Raw genomic sequence first — 15,519 nt, 5'->3', positions numbered from 1 at the left:
GCGGCACCCCGGGGCGGACGCCTTCGGCGTGCCGGACGGCAACCAGCGGTGATCTCCAGACCACGACTTGGTGACATGCCGGTGGCCGGAAGCCGATCGACCGGGGGCGTGGGGGAAACCGGACCGGTAGGCTGACCCGGCCGCGGTTCCATCTCCCGATCCTGAGGGCCGACATGAAGATCGCCGTTACCGGCTCGATCGCGACCGACCACCTGATGAGCTTTCCAGGTCGGTTCGCGGATCAGTTCATCGCCGACCAGTTGCACAAGGTCTCACTCTCCTTCCTCGTCGACGAGCTGGTGCTCCGGCGCGGCGGGGTGGCCGCCAACATCGCGTTCGGCATGGCCCAGCTCGGGCTGAGCCCCGTACTGCTCGGTGCCGTCGGCGCCGACTTCGACGACTACCGTTCGTGGCTGGAGCGGCACGGCGTCGACTGCGACTCGGTGCACGTCAGCGAGGTCGCGCACACCGCCCGGTTCGTCTGCACCACGGACACCGAGATGTGCCAGATCGCCTCCTTCTACGCCGGCGCGATGAGTGAGGCCCGCAACATCGAACTCGCCCCGGTCGCGAACCGGATCGGTGGGCTCGACCTCGTCCTGGTCAGCGCCAACGACCCGGCCGCGATGCTGCGACACTCCGAGGAGTGCCGCCAGCGCGGGTACGCCTTCGCCGCCGACCCGTCCCAGCAGCTCGCCCGGATGGACGGCAGCGACGTGATCGGCCTGATCGACGGTGCGGACTACCTGCTGACCAACGACTACGAGAAGTCCCTGCTGCAGAGCAAGGCCGGCCTGACCGACGAGCAGCTGCTGGACCGGGTCAAGATCCGGGTGACCACGCTCGGCAAGGACGGCGTCGAGATCGCCGGCCGGGACATCACCCCGTTCCGGGTACCGATCGCCCGCGAGCTGCACATCGCCGACCCGACCGGGGTCGGCGACGGGTTCCGGGCCGGCTTCTTCGCCGCCATCTCCTGGGGACTCGGCCTGGAACGGGCCGCCCAGGTCGGCTCGCTGCTCGCCACCCTGGTCCTGGAGACGGTCGGCACCCAGGAGTACGAGGTCCGTTCCGACCTGTTCGTGAAGCGCCTCGCCGAGTCGTACGGCGACGAGGCCGCCGAGGAGGTCCGGCCGTACCTCGGGTGACCGCGCGGGTGGTGGCGCGCCGGTCCGCGGTTCAGTGGACCCGGCGGACGTCGTAGGCCGGTGCGCCGTCCACCGTCGAGGCGCCGACGAACTCCTGCCCACGCATCCGGCACCAGGCCGGAATGTCGATCGCCGCCGCCGGGTCGTCGGCGAGTACCCGCAGGACCGTGCCGACCGGCAGCTCGGGCAGCCGCCGGGCCGCCGCGATCACCGGCAGCGGACAGCGCTTGCCGAGGCAGTCGATGACCTCGTCCGGGTTGTCCGCCGGCGCCGACTCGTCCACCCGGCGATTCTCCGTTGTCGGGTGCCGGGTCGCCAAACGCCACCCCGGACCGCCAGCGCCGGGTCGGGTCGCCGCAGGAGGCGGCGGCCCGACGGCTTCCCGGTCTGCCGGTCGACGGTCGGGCTACAGACCGACCGCACCGGCCTCGGCCCGCAGGTCGGCGACGATGCCCGGCAGCTCGGTCAGGAACCTCTCCACCTCGGCCGCGGTGCTGTCCCGGTGCAGGGAGATCCGGACGTTGCCGTGGGAGAGCACACCCATCGCCTCCAGCACGTGCGACGGACGCAGCGTCGAGGAGGTGCAGGAGGAGCCCGAGGAGACGGCGAAGCCCCGCCGGTCCAGGGCGTGCAGCAGCGCCTCGCCGTCGACGTACAGGCACGAGAAGGTGACCAGGTGGGGGAGCCGGTCGACGGGGTCACCGACCACCTCCACGTCGGGCACCGTGTCGGCCACGACGGCCCGGATCCGGTCCACCAGCGGGGCGAGCCGGGCGGCCTCGGCGGCGGCCTCGGCGTCCACCGCCCGCAACGCGGCCGCCGCCGCGACGACCGCCGGCAGGTTCGGCATCCCGGGGGTACGGCCCGACTCCCGGTCGTCCGCCGGATACGGCGACTCCCACCGGGTGCCCTTGCGCACCACCAGGAGCCCGACGCCGGGTGGCCCACCCCACTTGTGTGCGCTGGCCGACAGGATCGACCAGCCCGCCGGCACCGGTACCCGGCCGACCGACTGCGCGGCGTCGACGTGGAGCGGCACCCCGGCCGTGGCGCAGGACCGGGCCGCCTCGGCGACCGGCTGGGTGGTGCCCACCTCGTGACTGGCACTGATCAGCGCGGCCAGCGCCACCCCGGGTGCGGTGACCGCCGCCGACCAGGCGTCGAGGTCGAGTCGACCCGACCGGTCCACCGGCACCGGGGCGGCCATCCCGCCCTGGGCCACGTGCCGTTCCGCGGCGTGCAGCACCGCGGAGTGTTCGATCGCCGAGTGCACCAGGGTGTTTCCGGCCCGCCGACGCCCGGCCAGACCGCCCAGTACGGCGGCGTGCGCGGCGGCCGTACCGCTGGGGGTGAAGGAGAGCTCGTCGGGGCGTACCCGGAGCACCTCGGCGGTCGCCGCCCGCGCCGCGTCGAGCAGCTGGCGGGCCCGGCGGGCCTGCGTGTAGAGCTTCGCCGGATCCGCCCAACCGTCCTCCAGAGCCGCCAGCATCGCCTGGCGGGCTACCGGGTGTAACGGTGCGGCGGCCGCCGCGTCGAAGTACGCCGGAGGCACGTTCACCAGGGAACGGTAACCCGGGGTGCGGATCAGGCAAGATCCCCCGGCGGAGTGGGGACGCGGACCCCAAGGCCGTCCAGCCGTCGCAGGTCGAGTAATCTGCGACCGTCGGTGACGCCTTTGCCGCCGGTGTCGACAAAGCGGACAGCGAGCGGCGCGCTAGGGAGGCAGGACCAGGTGGTCGCAAGGGGTTCGGAGGTACCGCCGTCGGTCGTACGGCAGAGCAGTCCCCGGGGTTCCCGGGGACACGGCCAGCGTCGCTCGCTGGGCCGGCTGGCCGGGCTCGGAGCCGGCGGTGCCGTGCTGCTCGCCATGCTGACCGGCTGTGACGTCGGACAGACGTTCGACGGTTTCGGCTGGCCCCAGGGTGGCATCAGCCCGGAGGCCCACCGGATGTACGACCTGTGGATCGCGTCGGTGATCGCCGCGCTCGCGGTCGGCGTCTTCGTCTGGGGTCTGATCTTCTGGTGCATCATCCGCTACCGGAAGCGGGGCGAGGCGCTGCCGGTGCAGACCCGGTTCAACATGCCGATGGAGTTCCTCTACACCATCGCGCCGATCCTGGTCGTCTCCGTGCTCTTCTACTACACGGCGATCGTCCAGACCGGGGTCAACAAGGTCACGGACGACCCCGACGTCACCGTCGAGGTGGTCGGCTTCAAGTGGAACTGGCAGTTCAACTACCGGGACCGGCCGGGCGAGGACGCGACCACGGTCGCCTCGACGCTGGGCACCACCGAGGTGATCCCGATCCTGGTCCTGCCGACCGGGCGGAGCATCCGGATCGAGGAGACCAGCCGGGACGTCATCCACTCGTTCTGGGTGCCGGAGCTGCTCTTCAAGCGCGACGTCTTCCCGGGCAACGTCCGTAACGTCTTCCAGATCAGCAGCCTCGACCAGGAGGGTGCGTTCGTCGGCCGCTGCGCCGAACTGTGCGGCACGTACCACTCGATGATGAACTTCGAGCTGCGGGTGGTGTCGCCGGACGAGTACGACCGGTTCATCGCCGCGAAGCGGGCCGGCCAGTCGACGCAGGACGCGTTGACCTCGATCGGCGAGGCTCCGCTGGCGACGACGACCAAGCCGTTCGACACCCGGCGCGACGTCAACAACTTCGGTAACGCGAGCGCCGCGGGCGCGGGAAGCTGAGGGCGGCGAAAATGAAGTCTGAGTGGCGCCTGTTCGGCATCGTGTCGTTCTTCCTGGCAATCGCCGCCGTTGTCTACGGGCTCTGGACGCACGGCGCGGACGGTCGGGTCGAGTGGATCGGGCTCGTCGCGCTGATTCTGTCCTGCCTGCTCACCGCGATGTGCGGCGGCTTCTTCTGGTTCGTGTCGCGCCGGATCGACCCGCGTCCGGAGGACCGGCCGGACGGCGAGATCGCCGACGGCGCCGGTGAGGTCGGGTTCTTCAGCCCGGGCAGCTACTGGCCGTTCGGCATCGCCGTGGCCGCCAGCGTCGCCGGGCTGGGCCTGGTCTTCTGGCAGTGGTGGCTGATCGCCACCGGCCTGGTCGCGGTGGTCTTCGCCGCCTGCGGTCTGCTCTTCGAGTACTACAGCGGCACCCGGCGTACCGCCGAGCACTGATCCGGGCAGCACACCTGTCGAAGGCCCGCCACCCCTCCGGGTGGCGGGCCTTCGGCTTTCCGGGTCGGCTCAGCCGACCGGGGCAGTGGTGCCGAATACCTGGTCCAGCTGGTGCCGTAGCAGCCTCAGCGCGGCCTCCGCGTCGCGTAGGCCGGCCATCACGCTGTCCGCCAGGCCGGTCGCCAGGGCGAGCAGGTTGGCGGCCTCCGCGTCGACGTCCCGGTCGTCGGCGACCTCGCCGGTACGTCGGGCCCGGTCGAGCAGGTCGCGAAGGCCGTTCTCGAGGTCCTGTGAGTTGCGGGCGTACGGCAACGCGGCCAGGTGCGGGTCGGTCAGCGCGAGGGCGTGGTAGGCGGCGAAGACCGTGTACGCGGCCCGCTGCTCGGCGTCGGCGGGGATGAGTTGGCCGAGCCACTCCTCGAGCACCGGCCGCAGAGGTCCGCTGGCTCCGGTCGAGTCGTTTCTTGTCGAGTTGGCGCGCCGGGCGGCCACCCGCCGGCCCACCGCCTCGGAGAGCTGTTGCAGTGCGGCGAAGAGCAGCTGTTCCTTGCTGTGGAAGTAGTACTGCACCGTGCTGACCGTGACTCCGGCCTCTGCCGCGACGGTTCGCATGGTGGCGGCGTGCAGCCCGCGGTCAGCGGCGATCCGCAGCAGGGCATCGATGATCTGCGTCCGCCGTTGTTCGTGATCGGCCAGTCTCGGCACCCGCTGGTCTCCCGTCCCGTGTCGGAGGTGACCCTCGATTGTGCGGGTCGCCGTCCGTTCTTTTCTGGTACGAGCGTACTATACAGTCGTACTGCCAACGAGAGGGAGGCGCGGACGGTGGCGGGGACTGGACAACGGATCGGACGGTTCACCAACGAAAAGTCCCGGGAGCGGTTTCTGCGGGCGTACGACGTCGCGATGCGGGCGTGGCCGCAGCCGCGGCAGGAGAGGGACGTGGAGACGCCGTTCGGCACCACCCACGTGCACCGGCACGGCGCGGCGTCCGGTACGCCCATCGTGCTGCTGCACGGTGCCAGTGGCAACGCGTCGAACTGGTACCCGCAGGTCGCCGCCCTCGGCGAGCGGCATCCCGTCTACGCGGTCGACACGATCGACGACCCGGGCCGCAGCGTCCAGCGGCAGGTTCTGCACGGGTCCGCCGACAACGCGGCCTGGCTCGACGCGGTGTTGGCCGGGCTCGGACTTCACGACGTACACCTGGTGGGCCTCTCGTACGGCGGCTGGCCCGCCCTCAACCAGGCCGTGTACGGGCCGGCCCGGTTGGCCTCGGTGACGCTGCTCGACCCCGGGGGCCTGGAGAAGGTGCCGATCCGGTTCTACGCCAACCTCCTGCTCGGCGTGCTCGCGGCCCTGGCCCCGCGCCGGACCCGTGCCCGGCTGTCCCGGCTGTTGGCCAACCATGCCCTGATCGAGTCGCCCGAACAGTTGGCCCCCATCATGATCGCCGCCCGTAGTTGGCGTACCAACCGGCCGGCAGCCCGGCGGCTCGACGACGACGAACTCCGCGCGGTCCAGGTACCGATGCAGGTGCTGTTCGGTGGTCGTAGCTCGTTGCTGCGGCCCGCTCGGGCGGCGTCCCGGGTCCGGGAACTGGTCGCCGGGGTCCGGACCGAGATCGTGCCCGGCGCCGGCCACGGGCTTCCGCTCGAAGAGCCGGAGCTGGTGAACCGGCGGATCCTCGACTTCGTCGACCTCGTGGACGCCGCCGATGTCGGCGGGGCGCGCACGGGGGGGGGTAGGGGCGTAGAGAAGGGCCCCTTCCTGACCGCCGGCGGCAGCCGGCGACAAGAAGGGGCCCTGCTTACTGACAGCTCAGTGCTTGCCGCTGCCGATCTCCTGCTGCTCGGAGCGGGGCTCGACCGGCGGGTGGCCGGGCGAGACCGGTGCTTCGACCGGCTTCTCGATCGGGTAGAAGAAGCCCTTGATGGCCGGGCCCAGCGCGCCGAGCCGGTTCATCTTCTTCGGCACCACCCAGCCGACGTACTCCAGCTCGGTGTGGCCGTGCTCGTCCGCCGGGGCGAGCGGCTGGTGCACCTCGACGAACTGCCCGTTCGGCAGTCGCCGGATGATGCCGGTCTCGACACCGTGCGCCAGCACCTCCCGGTCGTGCTGCTGGAGACCCAGGCAGATCCGGTAGGTGACGTAGTAGGCCAGCGGCGGCAGGATGATCAGACCGATCCGGCCCGCCCAGGTCATCGCGTTCAGGCTGATGAAGAACTTGTCCGCGATCACGTCGTTGGCGCCGGAGAGCGTCAGCACCACCCAGAACGTCACCGCCATCGCGCCGAGGGCGGTCCGGCCGGGTACGTCGCGCGGGCGCTGCAGCAGGTTGTGGATCCGCCGGTCCTTGTTGATCCGCGCCTCGATGAACGGGTAGAGCAGCGGGAGCACGGTCAGGATGCCGGGCAGCACCACGGTCGGCCAGAACAGCGGCGGGATGACGTAACCGTTGCCGATCGGGATGTTGATCTCCCACGGCGGCATCAGCCGGGTCGAGCCGTCCAGGAACATGACGTACCAGTCGGGCTGACTGGCGGCGGAGACCACGCCCGCCTCGTACGGGCCGAAGAGCCAGATCGGGTTGATCTGCACCAGACCGCCGAGCAGCGCGATCACGCCGAAGACGATCATGAAGAAGCCACCCTGCTTGATCGCGTAGCGCGGGAACATCCGTTCGCCGACCACGTTCGAGTTGGTCCGGCCGGGGCCGGGCCACTGGGTGTGCTTCTGCTTGAAGACCAGTCCGAGGTGCACGCTGATCAGGGCGACGAGCAGGCCCGGGATCAGCAGCACGTGGGCGATGAAGAACCGGCTGATGATGATGTCGCCCGGGAACTCCCCGGCGAAGATCGACGAGGTCAGCCAGGAACCCACCACCGGGATGGAGAGCATGATCGCCGAGGCGATCCGCAGGCCGGTGCCGGAGAGCCCGTCGTCCGGGAGCGAGTATCCGGTGAAGCCGGCCAGGAAGCCGACCCAGAACAGCAGGTAGCCGATCATCCAGTTCAGCTCACGCGGCTTGCGGAACGCGCCGGTGAAGAAGATCCGGAGCATGTGCACCACGATCGCCGCCATGAACAGCAGCGCGGCCCAGTGGTGCATCTGCCGCATGATCAGGCCGCCGCGGATATCGAACGAGATGTCCAGGCTCGAGGCGTACGCCGCGGACATGTGGGTGCCCTGCAGCGGACGGTAACTGCCGTCGTAGGTCACCTCGGTCAGCGACGGCTCGAAGAACAGGGTCAGGTAGACACCGGTCAGCAGCAGCACGATGAACGAGAAGAGCGCGATCTCACCGAGCAGGAACGACCAGTGGTCCGGGAAGACCTTGTTGAGCAGGGAACGCAGCGGGGTGTTCACCTGGAGCCGGTCGTCGACCTCACGGGCCGCCTTGCCCGGCACCGCCGCTATGTCGAACCTTCGACGCTTCACGGCCGCTCCCAGAAGTCGGGCCCGACGGTCTCGGTGAAGTCGGACTTCGCCGCGAAGAAGCCACCCTCAACGGTCAGCGGCAGCTGAGGGAGTCGCCGGCTCGCGGGTCCGAAGACCGGACGGGCGTTGTCGGTGATGAGGAACTGCGACTGGTGGCAGGGGCAGAGCAGCCGGTTGGTCTGCTGCTCGTAGAGGCTGGCCGGGCAACCGGCGTGCGTACAGATCTTGGAGTACGCGATGTAGTTGCCCCACATGTAGTCGCCGTGGCCGGCCCGCTGGTTCGCCGCCCGCGCCTCCTCGGCGTCGGTCGGACGGAGGTGGATCAGCAGCACGGGGGAGTCCGCGTGCTTGTTGGTCGCACCGTCCGGGATGCCGGGGAAGACCGTGATCTGACCACCGGGGCTGACATCCTCGGGACGTACCGGGGTGCCGTCGTGGTGGGTCAGCTTGACCAGCTCGGTGGTGTTCCCGTGGGCGATCGGCTTCCAGCCCGTGGTGAACATCTGGTTGTTCTTGTGCGGCTGCTCGATCAGACCGCCGATGAGCGGCGCGGCGGCGACCGCACCGACCGGGGCGAGGCCCGCGAGCAGCGAGACGCCCAGCAGCGGGCGACGCCGTACGCCGAGTTCGTCGACCATGTAGAGCAGCGTGCTGCCGGTGAGGGCGCGTTCCTCGTCCGAGGCCGGCTCGATGTGCCGGTCCTGGATCGAGACCTCCTTCGGGAGCAGCTTCTTGCCCCAGATCAGGATGCCGAAGCCGATGCCGAGCAGCGCCAGACCGAGGGTCAGGCCGAGGAACGGGGTGTAGAACTTGGTCATCCCGGTGCCGTGCTCGTACTTCCACGGCCACCAGACGTACGCCACCACGAAGGCGGTCGAGAAGAGCCCGACCAGCAGGAAGAGCCAGGTGACGAACCGGGTCAGCCGGCGTTCCGCCTTGGTGCCCGGTACCGGGAACTGGGACTCGTAGTGGACGATCTCGATGTCGTCGCGCCGGGCCCCCTCCCGCACGATGTCGAAGCGGGACACTTCCGGGTCGTTCACGTCGAACGGCTCGCGGGTGGCCCCGTGGGTCTGTTCGTCGGTACGCGTGCTCATGACTTACCCGCAATCCACAGCGAGGCGAAGACCAGCGCCACGATGCCGACCAGGAAGATCGCCACGCCCTCGGTGGAGGGGCCGAGGCGACCGAGGTTCAGCCCGCCCGGGTCGCGGTCCTTGGCCAGGGTCTCCTGGACGTACGCGATGATGTCGGCCTTCTGGTCCGGGCGCAGCTGGTTGTCGCCGAAGACCGGCATGTTCTGCGGGCCGGTCAGCATCGCGGCGTAGATCTGCCGGTCGTTCGCCGGCCGCAGGTTCGGGGCGAACTTGCCGGAGGAGAGGGCGCCACCGCCACCGCCGAAGCTGTGGCAGGAGGAGCAGTTGAGCCGGAACAGCCGGCCACCCTCGGCGACGTCGGCACCCCGGTGCAGGTTCTCGCCCTCGGGCAGCTGCGGCCCGCCGCCAAGCTCCTGCACGTACTGCGCGAGCTGCTGGATCTCGTCGTTGTTGAAGACCGGGGGCTTCCGCTCCGCCTGGGCCTCCTGGCGCGCCAGCGGCATCCGGCCGCTGCCGACCTGGAACTCCACCGAGGCGGCACCGACGCCGATCAGGCTCGGGCCGCGGCCCTCGATGCCCTGGGCGTTGCGCCCGTGGCAGGTCACGCAGCTGGTGTCGAAGAGCGCCTTGCCCTCCTGGGCGGCCGTGGTCAGCTGCGGGGTGTCCTGCGCCTGCAGGCCCGGCGCGAAGACGGTGTAGGCGCCGCCGGCCAGGGTCAGTGCGGCCAGTAGCCGGACTGCGGCGCCCAGCCGCCGGCGGGCCTTGCTACGCGGACTGGACCGCGCACGGCGCAGCCGCGAGAGCAGCCCGCGGGAGCGGGCGCCGCCGGGGGTGTCAGAAGTCATGGCCTGTGTCCTTAACGGTTTTCTCGACCTTGTCTCAGGGACGGAGCATCGTGGCGGAACGTGACAGCACCAAGATCACTGGAGCCAGTAGATCATGCCGTACAGCGCGATCCAGACCACATCGACGAAGTGCCAGTAGTAGGACACGACGATCGCCGAGGTGGCCTGCGCGGGGGTGAACCGGCCCATGGTGGTCCGGATCATGAAGATGATGAAGGCCACGAGACCGCCGGTCACGTGCAGCGCGTGGAAGCCGGTGGTCAGGTAGAACGTCGACCCGTACCCGTCAGCGTTGATCTTCACCCCTTCGTGTACCAGCTCCCGGTACTCGTTCAACTGACCGAGCACGAAGATCAGGCCCATCACGAAGGTGACGGTGAACCAGCGGCGCAGCGCGTGCACATCACCCCGCTCCGCGGCGAACACGCCGAGCTGACAGGTGATCGAGGAAAGCACCAGGATCACCGTGAACGTCGTCGCGTACGGGATGTTGAGCGCTTCGGTGTGCTTCTCCCACAACTCCGGCGCCGCCGCGCGGATGGAGAAGTACATCGCGAACAACGCCGCGAAGAACATGAGTTCGCTAGAGAGCCACACGATCGTCCCGACGCTGACCATGTTCGGTCGGGTCAGTGAGTGGATCCGGCTCTTGTCAATGGCTGAGGCCGCAGTCACGCGGTCATTATTGCCCCTGATCGGCATCGGCGATCGTCGGGGTGGCCTAACTCCCTCGTCGGATGGGGTGACGCACCCCGCCCGGTTCGTCTGGCCTAGCCTGAAAAACGTGCTGCACGTCGATCCCGACCCCGTGACCGCCGTACCCGTCGCCCTGCCGACTCCGGACGTCCTCGCCGGTGGGAGCGCCGAGACGGCGCCGTTCACCGTCTCCTCGATCCTCACCGAGAGCACGTTGAACAGTTGGCTCGCGGTCGGCCTGGTGCTCGCCGCCGCCCTGTACCTCTACGGGGTGTACCGGCTGCGGATCCGGGGCGACCGGTGGCCCGTCGCGCGTACCGTGCTGTTCCTGGGCCCCGGTCTCGGCGGCATCGCGGCGGTGACGCTGAGCGGGCTCGGCGCGTACGACACCACGCTGCTCTCGGTGCACATGGTCCAGCACATGGTGCTCTCCATGGTGGCGCCGATCTTCCTGGCGCTCGGCGCGCCGATCACCCTGGCCCTGCGTACGCTCACCGGCGCGCCCCGGCGGCGGCTGCTCGCCGTACTGCACAGCCGGGTGGCGAGGGTCCTGTCGTTCCCGCTCCTCGCGTACGCGCTCTTCGTGGTCAACCCGTTCGTGCTGTACTTCACCGGGCTCTACCGGGTGACGTTGGAACATCCGCTGGCCCACGAGTGGGTCCACGCGCACTTCATCGTCACCGGCTGCCTCTTCTTCTGGCCGCTGGTCGGGTTGGATCCGCTGCCCGGCCGTTGGCCGTACCCGGCCCGGGCCCTGCTGATGGTGCTCTCGGTGCCGTTCCACACTGTGCTCGGGCTCACCGTCATGCAGAGCACCACCCTGTTCGGCGGCGACTGGTACCCGTCGCTGGCGCTCGGCTGGGCCGACCCGTTCGCCGACCAGAAGGTCGCCGGCGGCATCCTCTGGGCCGGGGGCGAGTTCGTCAGCGTCACCATGATCGCCGTACTGGTGGTGCAGTGGATCCGGCAGTCCGAGCGGGAGGCCCGGCGGATCGACCGTGAGCTGGACCGGCAGGAGGCCCGGGAACAGGCGGCCCGGAACTCGGCCGGTGCGTCCGGCTGACCGTCGGACCGTTCCACGTCCCGGGATTCGGGCGGCGCCCACCCCCGGGCCGGGCGGGCCGGTCGGCGTCGGGGCGGGACCGGTACGATCGGCGGGCAGCTACGAGGTGGGAGCCTGGCAACCGATGAGCGATCGTCAATACACCGTCCTGCTCTACAGCGACGACCCGGAGGTCCGGGACCGGATGCGGCTCGCCGTGGGCACCCGACCGGCCGCCGACCTGACCGTCGAGTTCGTCGACGCGGACAGCTACGAGAAGTGCATCCGGCTGGTCGACGACTACGAGATCGACCTGCTGCTGCTCGACGGCGAGGCGACGCCGGCCGGTGGCCTCGGCATCGCCCGGCAGATCAAGGACGACCGGGACGACGCGCCGCCGACCTGCGTGGTGATCGCCCGTGCGGCGGACCGGTGGCTCGCCGCCTACGCGCAGGTCGACGCGACCCTGGTCCACCCGCTCGACCCGGTGACCACCGGCCAGACCGTCGCCGGGCTGCTGCGGGCCCGGGCCGACGGGGCACCCGCCCGCTCCTGACCGACCGCGCCCCCGACGCCGCGCCCGCCGAGGGACCGCCGGCCCGGGATGACGGCGCCCGGTCAGACCGCCACACGCGACACTCGCCAACCACCCGCTCCGCTCGGGAGGCCCGCATGGGGGAACGGACCTGGCCCAACCTCCTCGCCGCGCTGTTGCGCGGTGAGGAACTCTCCACCGCCGACACCGCGTGGGCGATGGGCGAGATCATGGCAGGGTCGGCGACCCCGGTGCAGATCGCCGGGTTCGCCACCGCGCTGCGTGCCAAGGGGGAGACCCCGGCCGAGTTGGCCGGCCTGGTCGAGGCCATGCTGACCCGGGCCACCCTGGTGGAACTGCCGGAGGCGCTGCGGTCCGGCGCCGTGGACGTGGTCGGCACCGGCGGGGACCGGGCCCACACGGTCAACATCTCCACGATGACGGCGATGGTGCTGGCCGGGGCCGGGGTGCCGGTGGTCAAGCACGGCAACCGGGCGGCCTCCTCGTCCTGCGGTGCGGCCGACCTGCTGGAACATCTCGGCGTACCGCTCGACCTGGGACCGGTCGGGGTGGCCAGGTGCGTCACCGAGGTCGGGATCGGATTCTGCTTCGCCGCCCGGTTCCATCCTGGGATGCGGCACACCGCCGTGCCCCGGCGGGAGATGGGTGTGCCGACAGTCTTCAACTTCCTCGGTCCGCTGACCAACCCGGCGCGGCCCGGGGCCGGCGCGGTCGGTTGCTTCGACCCCCGGATGGCGTCGGTGGTGGCCGAGGTCTTCGCCCGCCGGGGTGACTCGGTCCTGGTGATGCGGGGTGAGGACGGGCTGGACGAGTTCAGCACCGCCGCGCCGACCCGGCTGTGGATCGCGACACAGGGCCGGGTCGAGGAGACCGTGGTCGACGCGGTGGACCTCGGCCTGCCCCGGTCGGCCCCCGGTGACCTGCGCGGTGGCGACGCTTCCTTCAACGCCGACGTGACCCGCCGACTGCTCACCGGTGAGCCGGGTCCGGTTCGGGACGCGGTCCTGCTCAACACCGCGGCGGCGCTGGTCGCGCACAGCGGCTTCGAGGGCGACCTGCTGCCGGCGCTGCGCGCCGGACTCGACCGCGCGGCGGCGTCCATCGACTCCGGTGCCGCCGCCCGCACGCTCGACCAGTGGATCGACGTCGCCAAGGTGGCGAAGGCCGCCGAGTGACCAACCGGTCGCCTTCCCCGGAGACCGCCGGCTGAACCCGCCGACCGGCGGCGGAACCAGTGTTTCCCAGCGTGAACCGGCCCGGACGCTGCGGGTTCGTGCCGGGCTCGATCCGTCCGCGTGTCCGGCGGACAACCGGGTACCCCTCAGGTTCAACGACGGAGGGGGGAACAACCATGTTGGTAACCAAACGCTTGGGCGTGCTCGTCTCGATGGTGTTGCTCGGCCTGGTGCCGGCCGGAGCCGCGTACAGCGCCGCCGTGCAACAGACGGCGACGCCGTCCGCGACGCCGTCCAGCACGTTGTCCGCGCAGGACAAGCAGTTCCTGACGGCGATCCACCAGGTGAACCTCGCGGAGATCGCCACCGGCAACCTCGCCCAGCAGAAGGGGACCAACCAGGAGGTGAAGACGCTCGGGGCGCGGTTCGTGACCGACCACACCCAGTTGGACCAGAAGGTGCAGAGCGTCGCCTCCGCGGGGAAGTTGACGCTGCCGAACAAGGTGACCAGCGAGCAGCAGGCGGTCGTGAACCAGTTGCAGAACGTCAGCGGGGCGGATTTTGACGCGCAGTGGGTCACCGCCCAGTTGACCGCGCACAGCCAGGCCATGCAGCTGGTGCAGGCCGAGCTGACGCAGGGCTCCGACCCGGCGGCCAAGCAGGTGGCGCAGCAGGCGGCCCCGGTGCTGCAGGCGCACCACAACGCGCTGGTCTCACTGGCCCAGAGCCTGGGGGTGCCGATCCCGGGTGGGCTCACCGTGGCACCCAGCCCGGGTGTGAGCTCCGGGACGCCGTCGCGGGGTGGTACGCCGGGCACGCCGGGTCCGACGACCAGCTGACCGGGTCCGGTCCGACACTGACCCGCTGGTCAGAGGGTTCGACCCTGATCCGCTGGTTGGGAAGCACAGGGTGACGGGTCCGCTGGCCGATCGGCCGGTGGACCCGTCGCGTCGTCCCGCTGTCTGCGGCTCCGCCTGCTGCTACCGGGAGACGGGCAGGTCAGCGGCGAACGCGGCCACCCGGGCGGCGATCCGGGTGGAGGCCCGGACCCAGGTGAAATGGTTCAGCGGGCCGTCCGCCTCCGCGCCGACGTACCGCTCACGCCGCACCGGCGCGGCGGTCAGTTTGGCGCAGAGTTCGTCGAGCGTCTCGTGCGGGGTCAGCGGGTCACCCTCGACGCTGATCGCCAGCACCGGGGTACGTACGGTTCGGACGGCCGCCTCGGCGTCGACCCCGTCGAGTCGGGGGAACCGTCCGGTCCGGACGGTGTGGGCCCAGTCCCGGATCACGCCCCGGGCCTGCCGGCCACCGAACCCCCAACCGGGCCAGCTGCCGAGCATCCCGGCGACCGTGTTGATCAGTTGGGCGCCGGGCAGCACCAGGAGGCGGCGGTGCCCCGGGTAGCGTCGCCAGTACGGCACGCCGGCGGCCACCAGGGCCAGCCCGTCGACCTGCCCGCCGCCGGTGCGGGCGAGGTGCAGCAGCGCCGCCTGACCACCGAGTGAGTGACCGAGCAGCAGGCGGGTACGCCCGTCCAGCCGTGACTTCAGACTCTCCAGTACGGCGCCGACGTCGTCGACCAGCTCCGGATAGCCGTACCGGGAGGCGCGGCTCGGTGCCGGGGTGCTGTCGCCGGTGCCGCGCAGATCGGTCACCACCACCGCCAGCCCGGCGGCCCGCAGCGCGGCGACGAACGGGGTGTAGTAGCTGGCCCGGACCCCCATCGCGGGCCAGAGCAGCACGACCGGAGCGTCCGGGCGGCCCGCGGGCTCCGGGTAGACCCGCAACGCGAGCCGGTCCGTCCCCCGATCGACGAAAACCTGTTCGTAGCCGGGCTGTGGGGTCATCCGAGGATCGTACCGGGCGTAGTTACCGGCGGGTACACATCTCCGGTCGCTCCCTGCGAAGGCCGCCGGGTCAGTCCGCGTCCGGCAGGCCGATCGCGAACGCCTCCTCCAGGTCGTGCTGGGAGTAGGCGCGGAAGGCGATGTGCGACTCGGTGTTGAGCACGCCCGGCACCTTCGAGATCCGGCCGGCGATCACCTCGGCGATCTGGTCGAACTCGCGTACCCGGACCACGGCGATCAGGTCGACGTGACCGGCGACCGAGTAGACCTCGCTGACGCCGGGCAGGGCGGCGAGCGACTCGGCCACCTCGGGGATCGAATCGGTGGCGCAGTCGATCAGCACGATCGCGGTGATCACCGGTGGGACTCCTCTCGTCGACAGGCCGGCGCGGCCGACGGTCCCGGGGAACGGGATCTGCGGTCGGCGTCGCGTTGCGGGTGCCCGCCCATGCTAAGGGGTCAGCCCCGGCGGGACCCGGTCACGGTGTGCCGGGTGGCCCCGGCGGGACCCGGGTCACGGTGTGCCGGGTGGCC

Annotated in this window: 16 protein-coding genes and 1 pseudogene; 8 read left to right on the top strand and 9 right to left on the bottom strand. The window is 70.7% G+C overall.

The genetic code is table 11. From position 1 onward, the window contains the following. The first annotated feature begins 173 nt into the window (after window positions 1-173). Window positions 174-1,148 (top strand): carbohydrate kinase family protein, encoded by a 975-nt coding sequence (locus ABGB21_RS10795; RefSeq protein ID WP_347657008.1) that lies wholly within the window; start codon window positions 174-176, stop codon window positions 1,146-1,148. A gap of 31 nt (window positions 1,149-1,179) precedes the next feature. Here the strand turns inward: ABGB21_RS10795 and ABGB21_RS10790 are convergent, their stop codons facing one another. Both ABGB21_RS10790 and ABGB21_RS10785 read right to left on the bottom strand, forming a co-directional pair. Then, window positions 1,180-1,431 carry a sulfurtransferase TusA family protein gene (locus tag ABGB21_RS10790; protein ID WP_347657009.1) on the bottom strand — a complete coding sequence of 84 codons (252 nt, stop codon included), beginning with the start codon at window positions 1,429-1,431 and terminating at the stop codon, window positions 1,180-1,182. A gap of 123 nt (window positions 1,432-1,554) precedes the next feature. Beyond that, the gene (locus ABGB21_RS10785) at window positions 1,555-2,706 is read right to left on the bottom strand and encodes an aminotransferase class V-fold PLP-dependent enzyme (protein WP_347657010.1); all 1,152 of its coding nucleotides are present in this window, start codon (window positions 2,704-2,706) and stop codon (window positions 1,555-1,557) included. 174 nt (window positions 2,707-2,880) lie between these two features. Here ABGB21_RS10785 and coxB point away from each other — a divergent pair, with 174 nt between their 5' ends. After that, window positions 2,881-3,852 (top strand): cytochrome c oxidase subunit II, encoded by a 972-nt coding sequence (gene coxB / locus ABGB21_RS10780; protein WP_347657011.1) that lies wholly within the window; start codon window positions 2,881-2,883, stop codon window positions 3,850-3,852. Between the two features lie 11 nt (window positions 3,853-3,863). Next, window positions 3,864-4,289, top strand: a complete 426-nt coding sequence (locus ABGB21_RS10775; protein ID WP_347657012.1) for a cytochrome c oxidase subunit 4 — start codon at window positions 3,864-3,866, stop codon at window positions 4,287-4,289. 69 nt (window positions 4,290-4,358) lie between these two features. Here the strand turns inward: ABGB21_RS10775 and ABGB21_RS10770 are convergent, their stop codons facing one another. Continuing rightward, complete coding sequence (locus ABGB21_RS10770; protein ID WP_347677539.1) at window positions 4,359-4,994, bottom strand: TetR family transcriptional regulator; 636 nt, start codon at window positions 4,992-4,994, stop codon at window positions 4,359-4,361. A gap of 198 nt (window positions 4,995-5,192) precedes the next feature. On the opposite strand from ABGB21_RS10770, the pseudogene ABGB21_RS10765 reads away from it, so the two are divergent. After that, window positions 5,193-5,954, top strand: a pseudogene (locus tag ABGB21_RS10765) (alpha/beta fold hydrolase); the annotation flags it as partial. Window positions 5,955-6,107: 153 nt separating this feature from the next. On the opposite strand, the gene ABGB21_RS10760 reads toward ABGB21_RS10765, so the two are convergent. From ABGB21_RS10760 to ABGB21_RS10745, 4 genes are all read right to left on the bottom strand, one after another. Then, entirely contained in the window at window positions 6,108-7,727 is a 1,620-nt protein-coding gene (locus ABGB21_RS10760) for a ubiquinol-cytochrome c reductase cytochrome b subunit (RefSeq protein WP_347657015.1), read from the bottom strand. Beyond that, complete coding sequence (locus tag ABGB21_RS10755) at window positions 7,724-8,824, bottom strand: Rieske 2Fe-2S domain-containing protein (RefSeq protein WP_347657016.1); 1,101 nt, start codon at window positions 8,822-8,824, stop codon at window positions 7,724-7,726. The genes ABGB21_RS10760 and ABGB21_RS10755 overlap by 4 nt, the downstream gene beginning before the upstream one ends. Continuing rightward, window positions 8,821-9,669 (bottom strand): c-type cytochrome, encoded by an 849-nt coding sequence (locus tag ABGB21_RS10750; RefSeq protein ID WP_347657017.1) that lies wholly within the window; start codon window positions 9,667-9,669, stop codon window positions 8,821-8,823. Before ABGB21_RS10750 ends, ABGB21_RS10755 begins: the two co-directional genes overlap by 4 nt. A 75-nt stretch (window positions 9,670-9,744) precedes the next feature. Then, on the bottom strand, window positions 9,745-10,344 hold the full coding sequence (locus ABGB21_RS10745; protein WP_347657018.1) for a heme-copper oxidase subunit III: 600 nt from the start codon (window positions 10,342-10,344) through the stop codon (window positions 9,745-9,747). 154 nt (window positions 10,345-10,498) lie between these two features. On the opposite strand from ABGB21_RS10745, the gene ABGB21_RS10740 reads away from it, so the two are divergent. The 4 genes from ABGB21_RS10740 to ABGB21_RS10725 all read left to right on the top strand — a co-directional run bounded on the left by ABGB21_RS10740 (window position 10,499) and on the right by ABGB21_RS10725 (window position 13,977). Next, window positions 10,499-11,428 (top strand): cytochrome c oxidase assembly protein, encoded by a 930-nt coding sequence (locus tag ABGB21_RS10740; protein ID WP_347677698.1) that lies wholly within the window; start codon window positions 10,499-10,501, stop codon window positions 11,426-11,428. A 124-nt stretch (window positions 11,429-11,552) separates the two neighbouring features. Beyond that, on the top strand, window positions 11,553-11,963 hold the full coding sequence (locus ABGB21_RS10735; protein WP_347677537.1) for a hypothetical protein: 411 nt from the start codon (window positions 11,553-11,555) through the stop codon (window positions 11,961-11,963). A gap of 116 nt (window positions 11,964-12,079) precedes the next feature. After that, the gene (gene trpD / locus ABGB21_RS10730; protein ID WP_347657020.1) at window positions 12,080-13,138 is read left to right on the top strand and encodes an anthranilate phosphoribosyltransferase; all 1,059 of its coding nucleotides are present in this window, start codon (window positions 12,080-12,082) and stop codon (window positions 13,136-13,138) included. A 176-nt stretch (window positions 13,139-13,314) separates the two neighbouring features. Beyond that, on the top strand, window positions 13,315-13,977 hold the full coding sequence (locus tag ABGB21_RS10725) for a DUF4142 domain-containing protein (RefSeq protein WP_347657021.1): 663 nt from the start codon (window positions 13,315-13,317) through the stop codon (window positions 13,975-13,977). Between the two features lie 141 nt (window positions 13,978-14,118). Here ABGB21_RS10725 and ABGB21_RS10720 read toward each other — a convergent pair whose 3' ends face one another. After that, on the bottom strand, window positions 14,119-14,985 hold the full coding sequence (locus ABGB21_RS10720; RefSeq protein ID WP_347677535.1) for an alpha/beta fold hydrolase: 867 nt from the start codon (window positions 14,983-14,985) through the stop codon (window positions 14,119-14,121). A gap of 70 nt (window positions 14,986-15,055) precedes the next feature. After that, window positions 15,056-15,343, bottom strand: coding sequence for an Lrp/AsnC ligand binding domain-containing protein (locus ABGB21_RS10715; RefSeq protein WP_347657023.1), 288 nt, complete (start codon window positions 15,341-15,343; stop codon window positions 15,056-15,058). Window positions 15,344-15,519: the final 176 nt, after the last annotated feature.

This window comes from Plantactinospora sp. B24E8, assembly GCF_039871735.1.
Lineage (GTDB): Bacteria > Actinomycetota > Actinomycetes > Mycobacteriales > Micromonosporaceae > Plantactinospora.
The sequence above is the reverse complement of the archived record's forward strand: the minus strand, read 5'-3'. Positions and strand labels throughout refer to the sequence as shown.

Excerpts from the sequence above, each read along its gene's own strand:
- ABGB21_RS10795 (WP_347657008.1), top strand. The coding sequence starts at position 174 with ATGAAGATCGCCGTTACCGGCTCGATCGCGACCGACCACCTGATGAGC.
- ABGB21_RS10775 (WP_347657012.1), top strand. The coding sequence starts at position 3,864 with ATGAAGTCTGAGTGGCGCCTGTTCGGCATCGTGTCGTTCTTCCTGGCA.
- ABGB21_RS10755 (WP_347657016.1), bottom strand. The coding sequence starts at position 8,824 with ATGAGCACGCGTACCGACGAACAGACCCACGGGGCCACCCGCGAGCCG.
- ABGB21_RS10750 (WP_347657017.1), bottom strand. The coding sequence starts at position 9,669 with ATGACTTCTGACACCCCCGGCGGCGCCCGCTCCCGCGGGCTGCTCTCG.
- ABGB21_RS10735 (WP_347677537.1), top strand. The coding sequence starts at position 11,553 with ATGAGCGATCGTCAATACACCGTCCTGCTCTACAGCGACGACCCGGAG.
- trpD (WP_347657020.1), top strand. The coding sequence starts at position 12,080 with ATGGGGGAACGGACCTGGCCCAACCTCCTCGCCGCGCTGTTGCGCGGT.
- ABGB21_RS10725 (WP_347657021.1), top strand. The coding sequence starts at position 13,315 with ATGTTGGTAACCAAACGCTTGGGCGTGCTCGTCTCGATGGTGTTGCTC.
- ABGB21_RS10720 (WP_347677535.1), bottom strand. The coding sequence starts at position 14,985 with ATGACCCCACAGCCCGGCTACGAACAGGTTTTCGTCGATCGGGGGACG.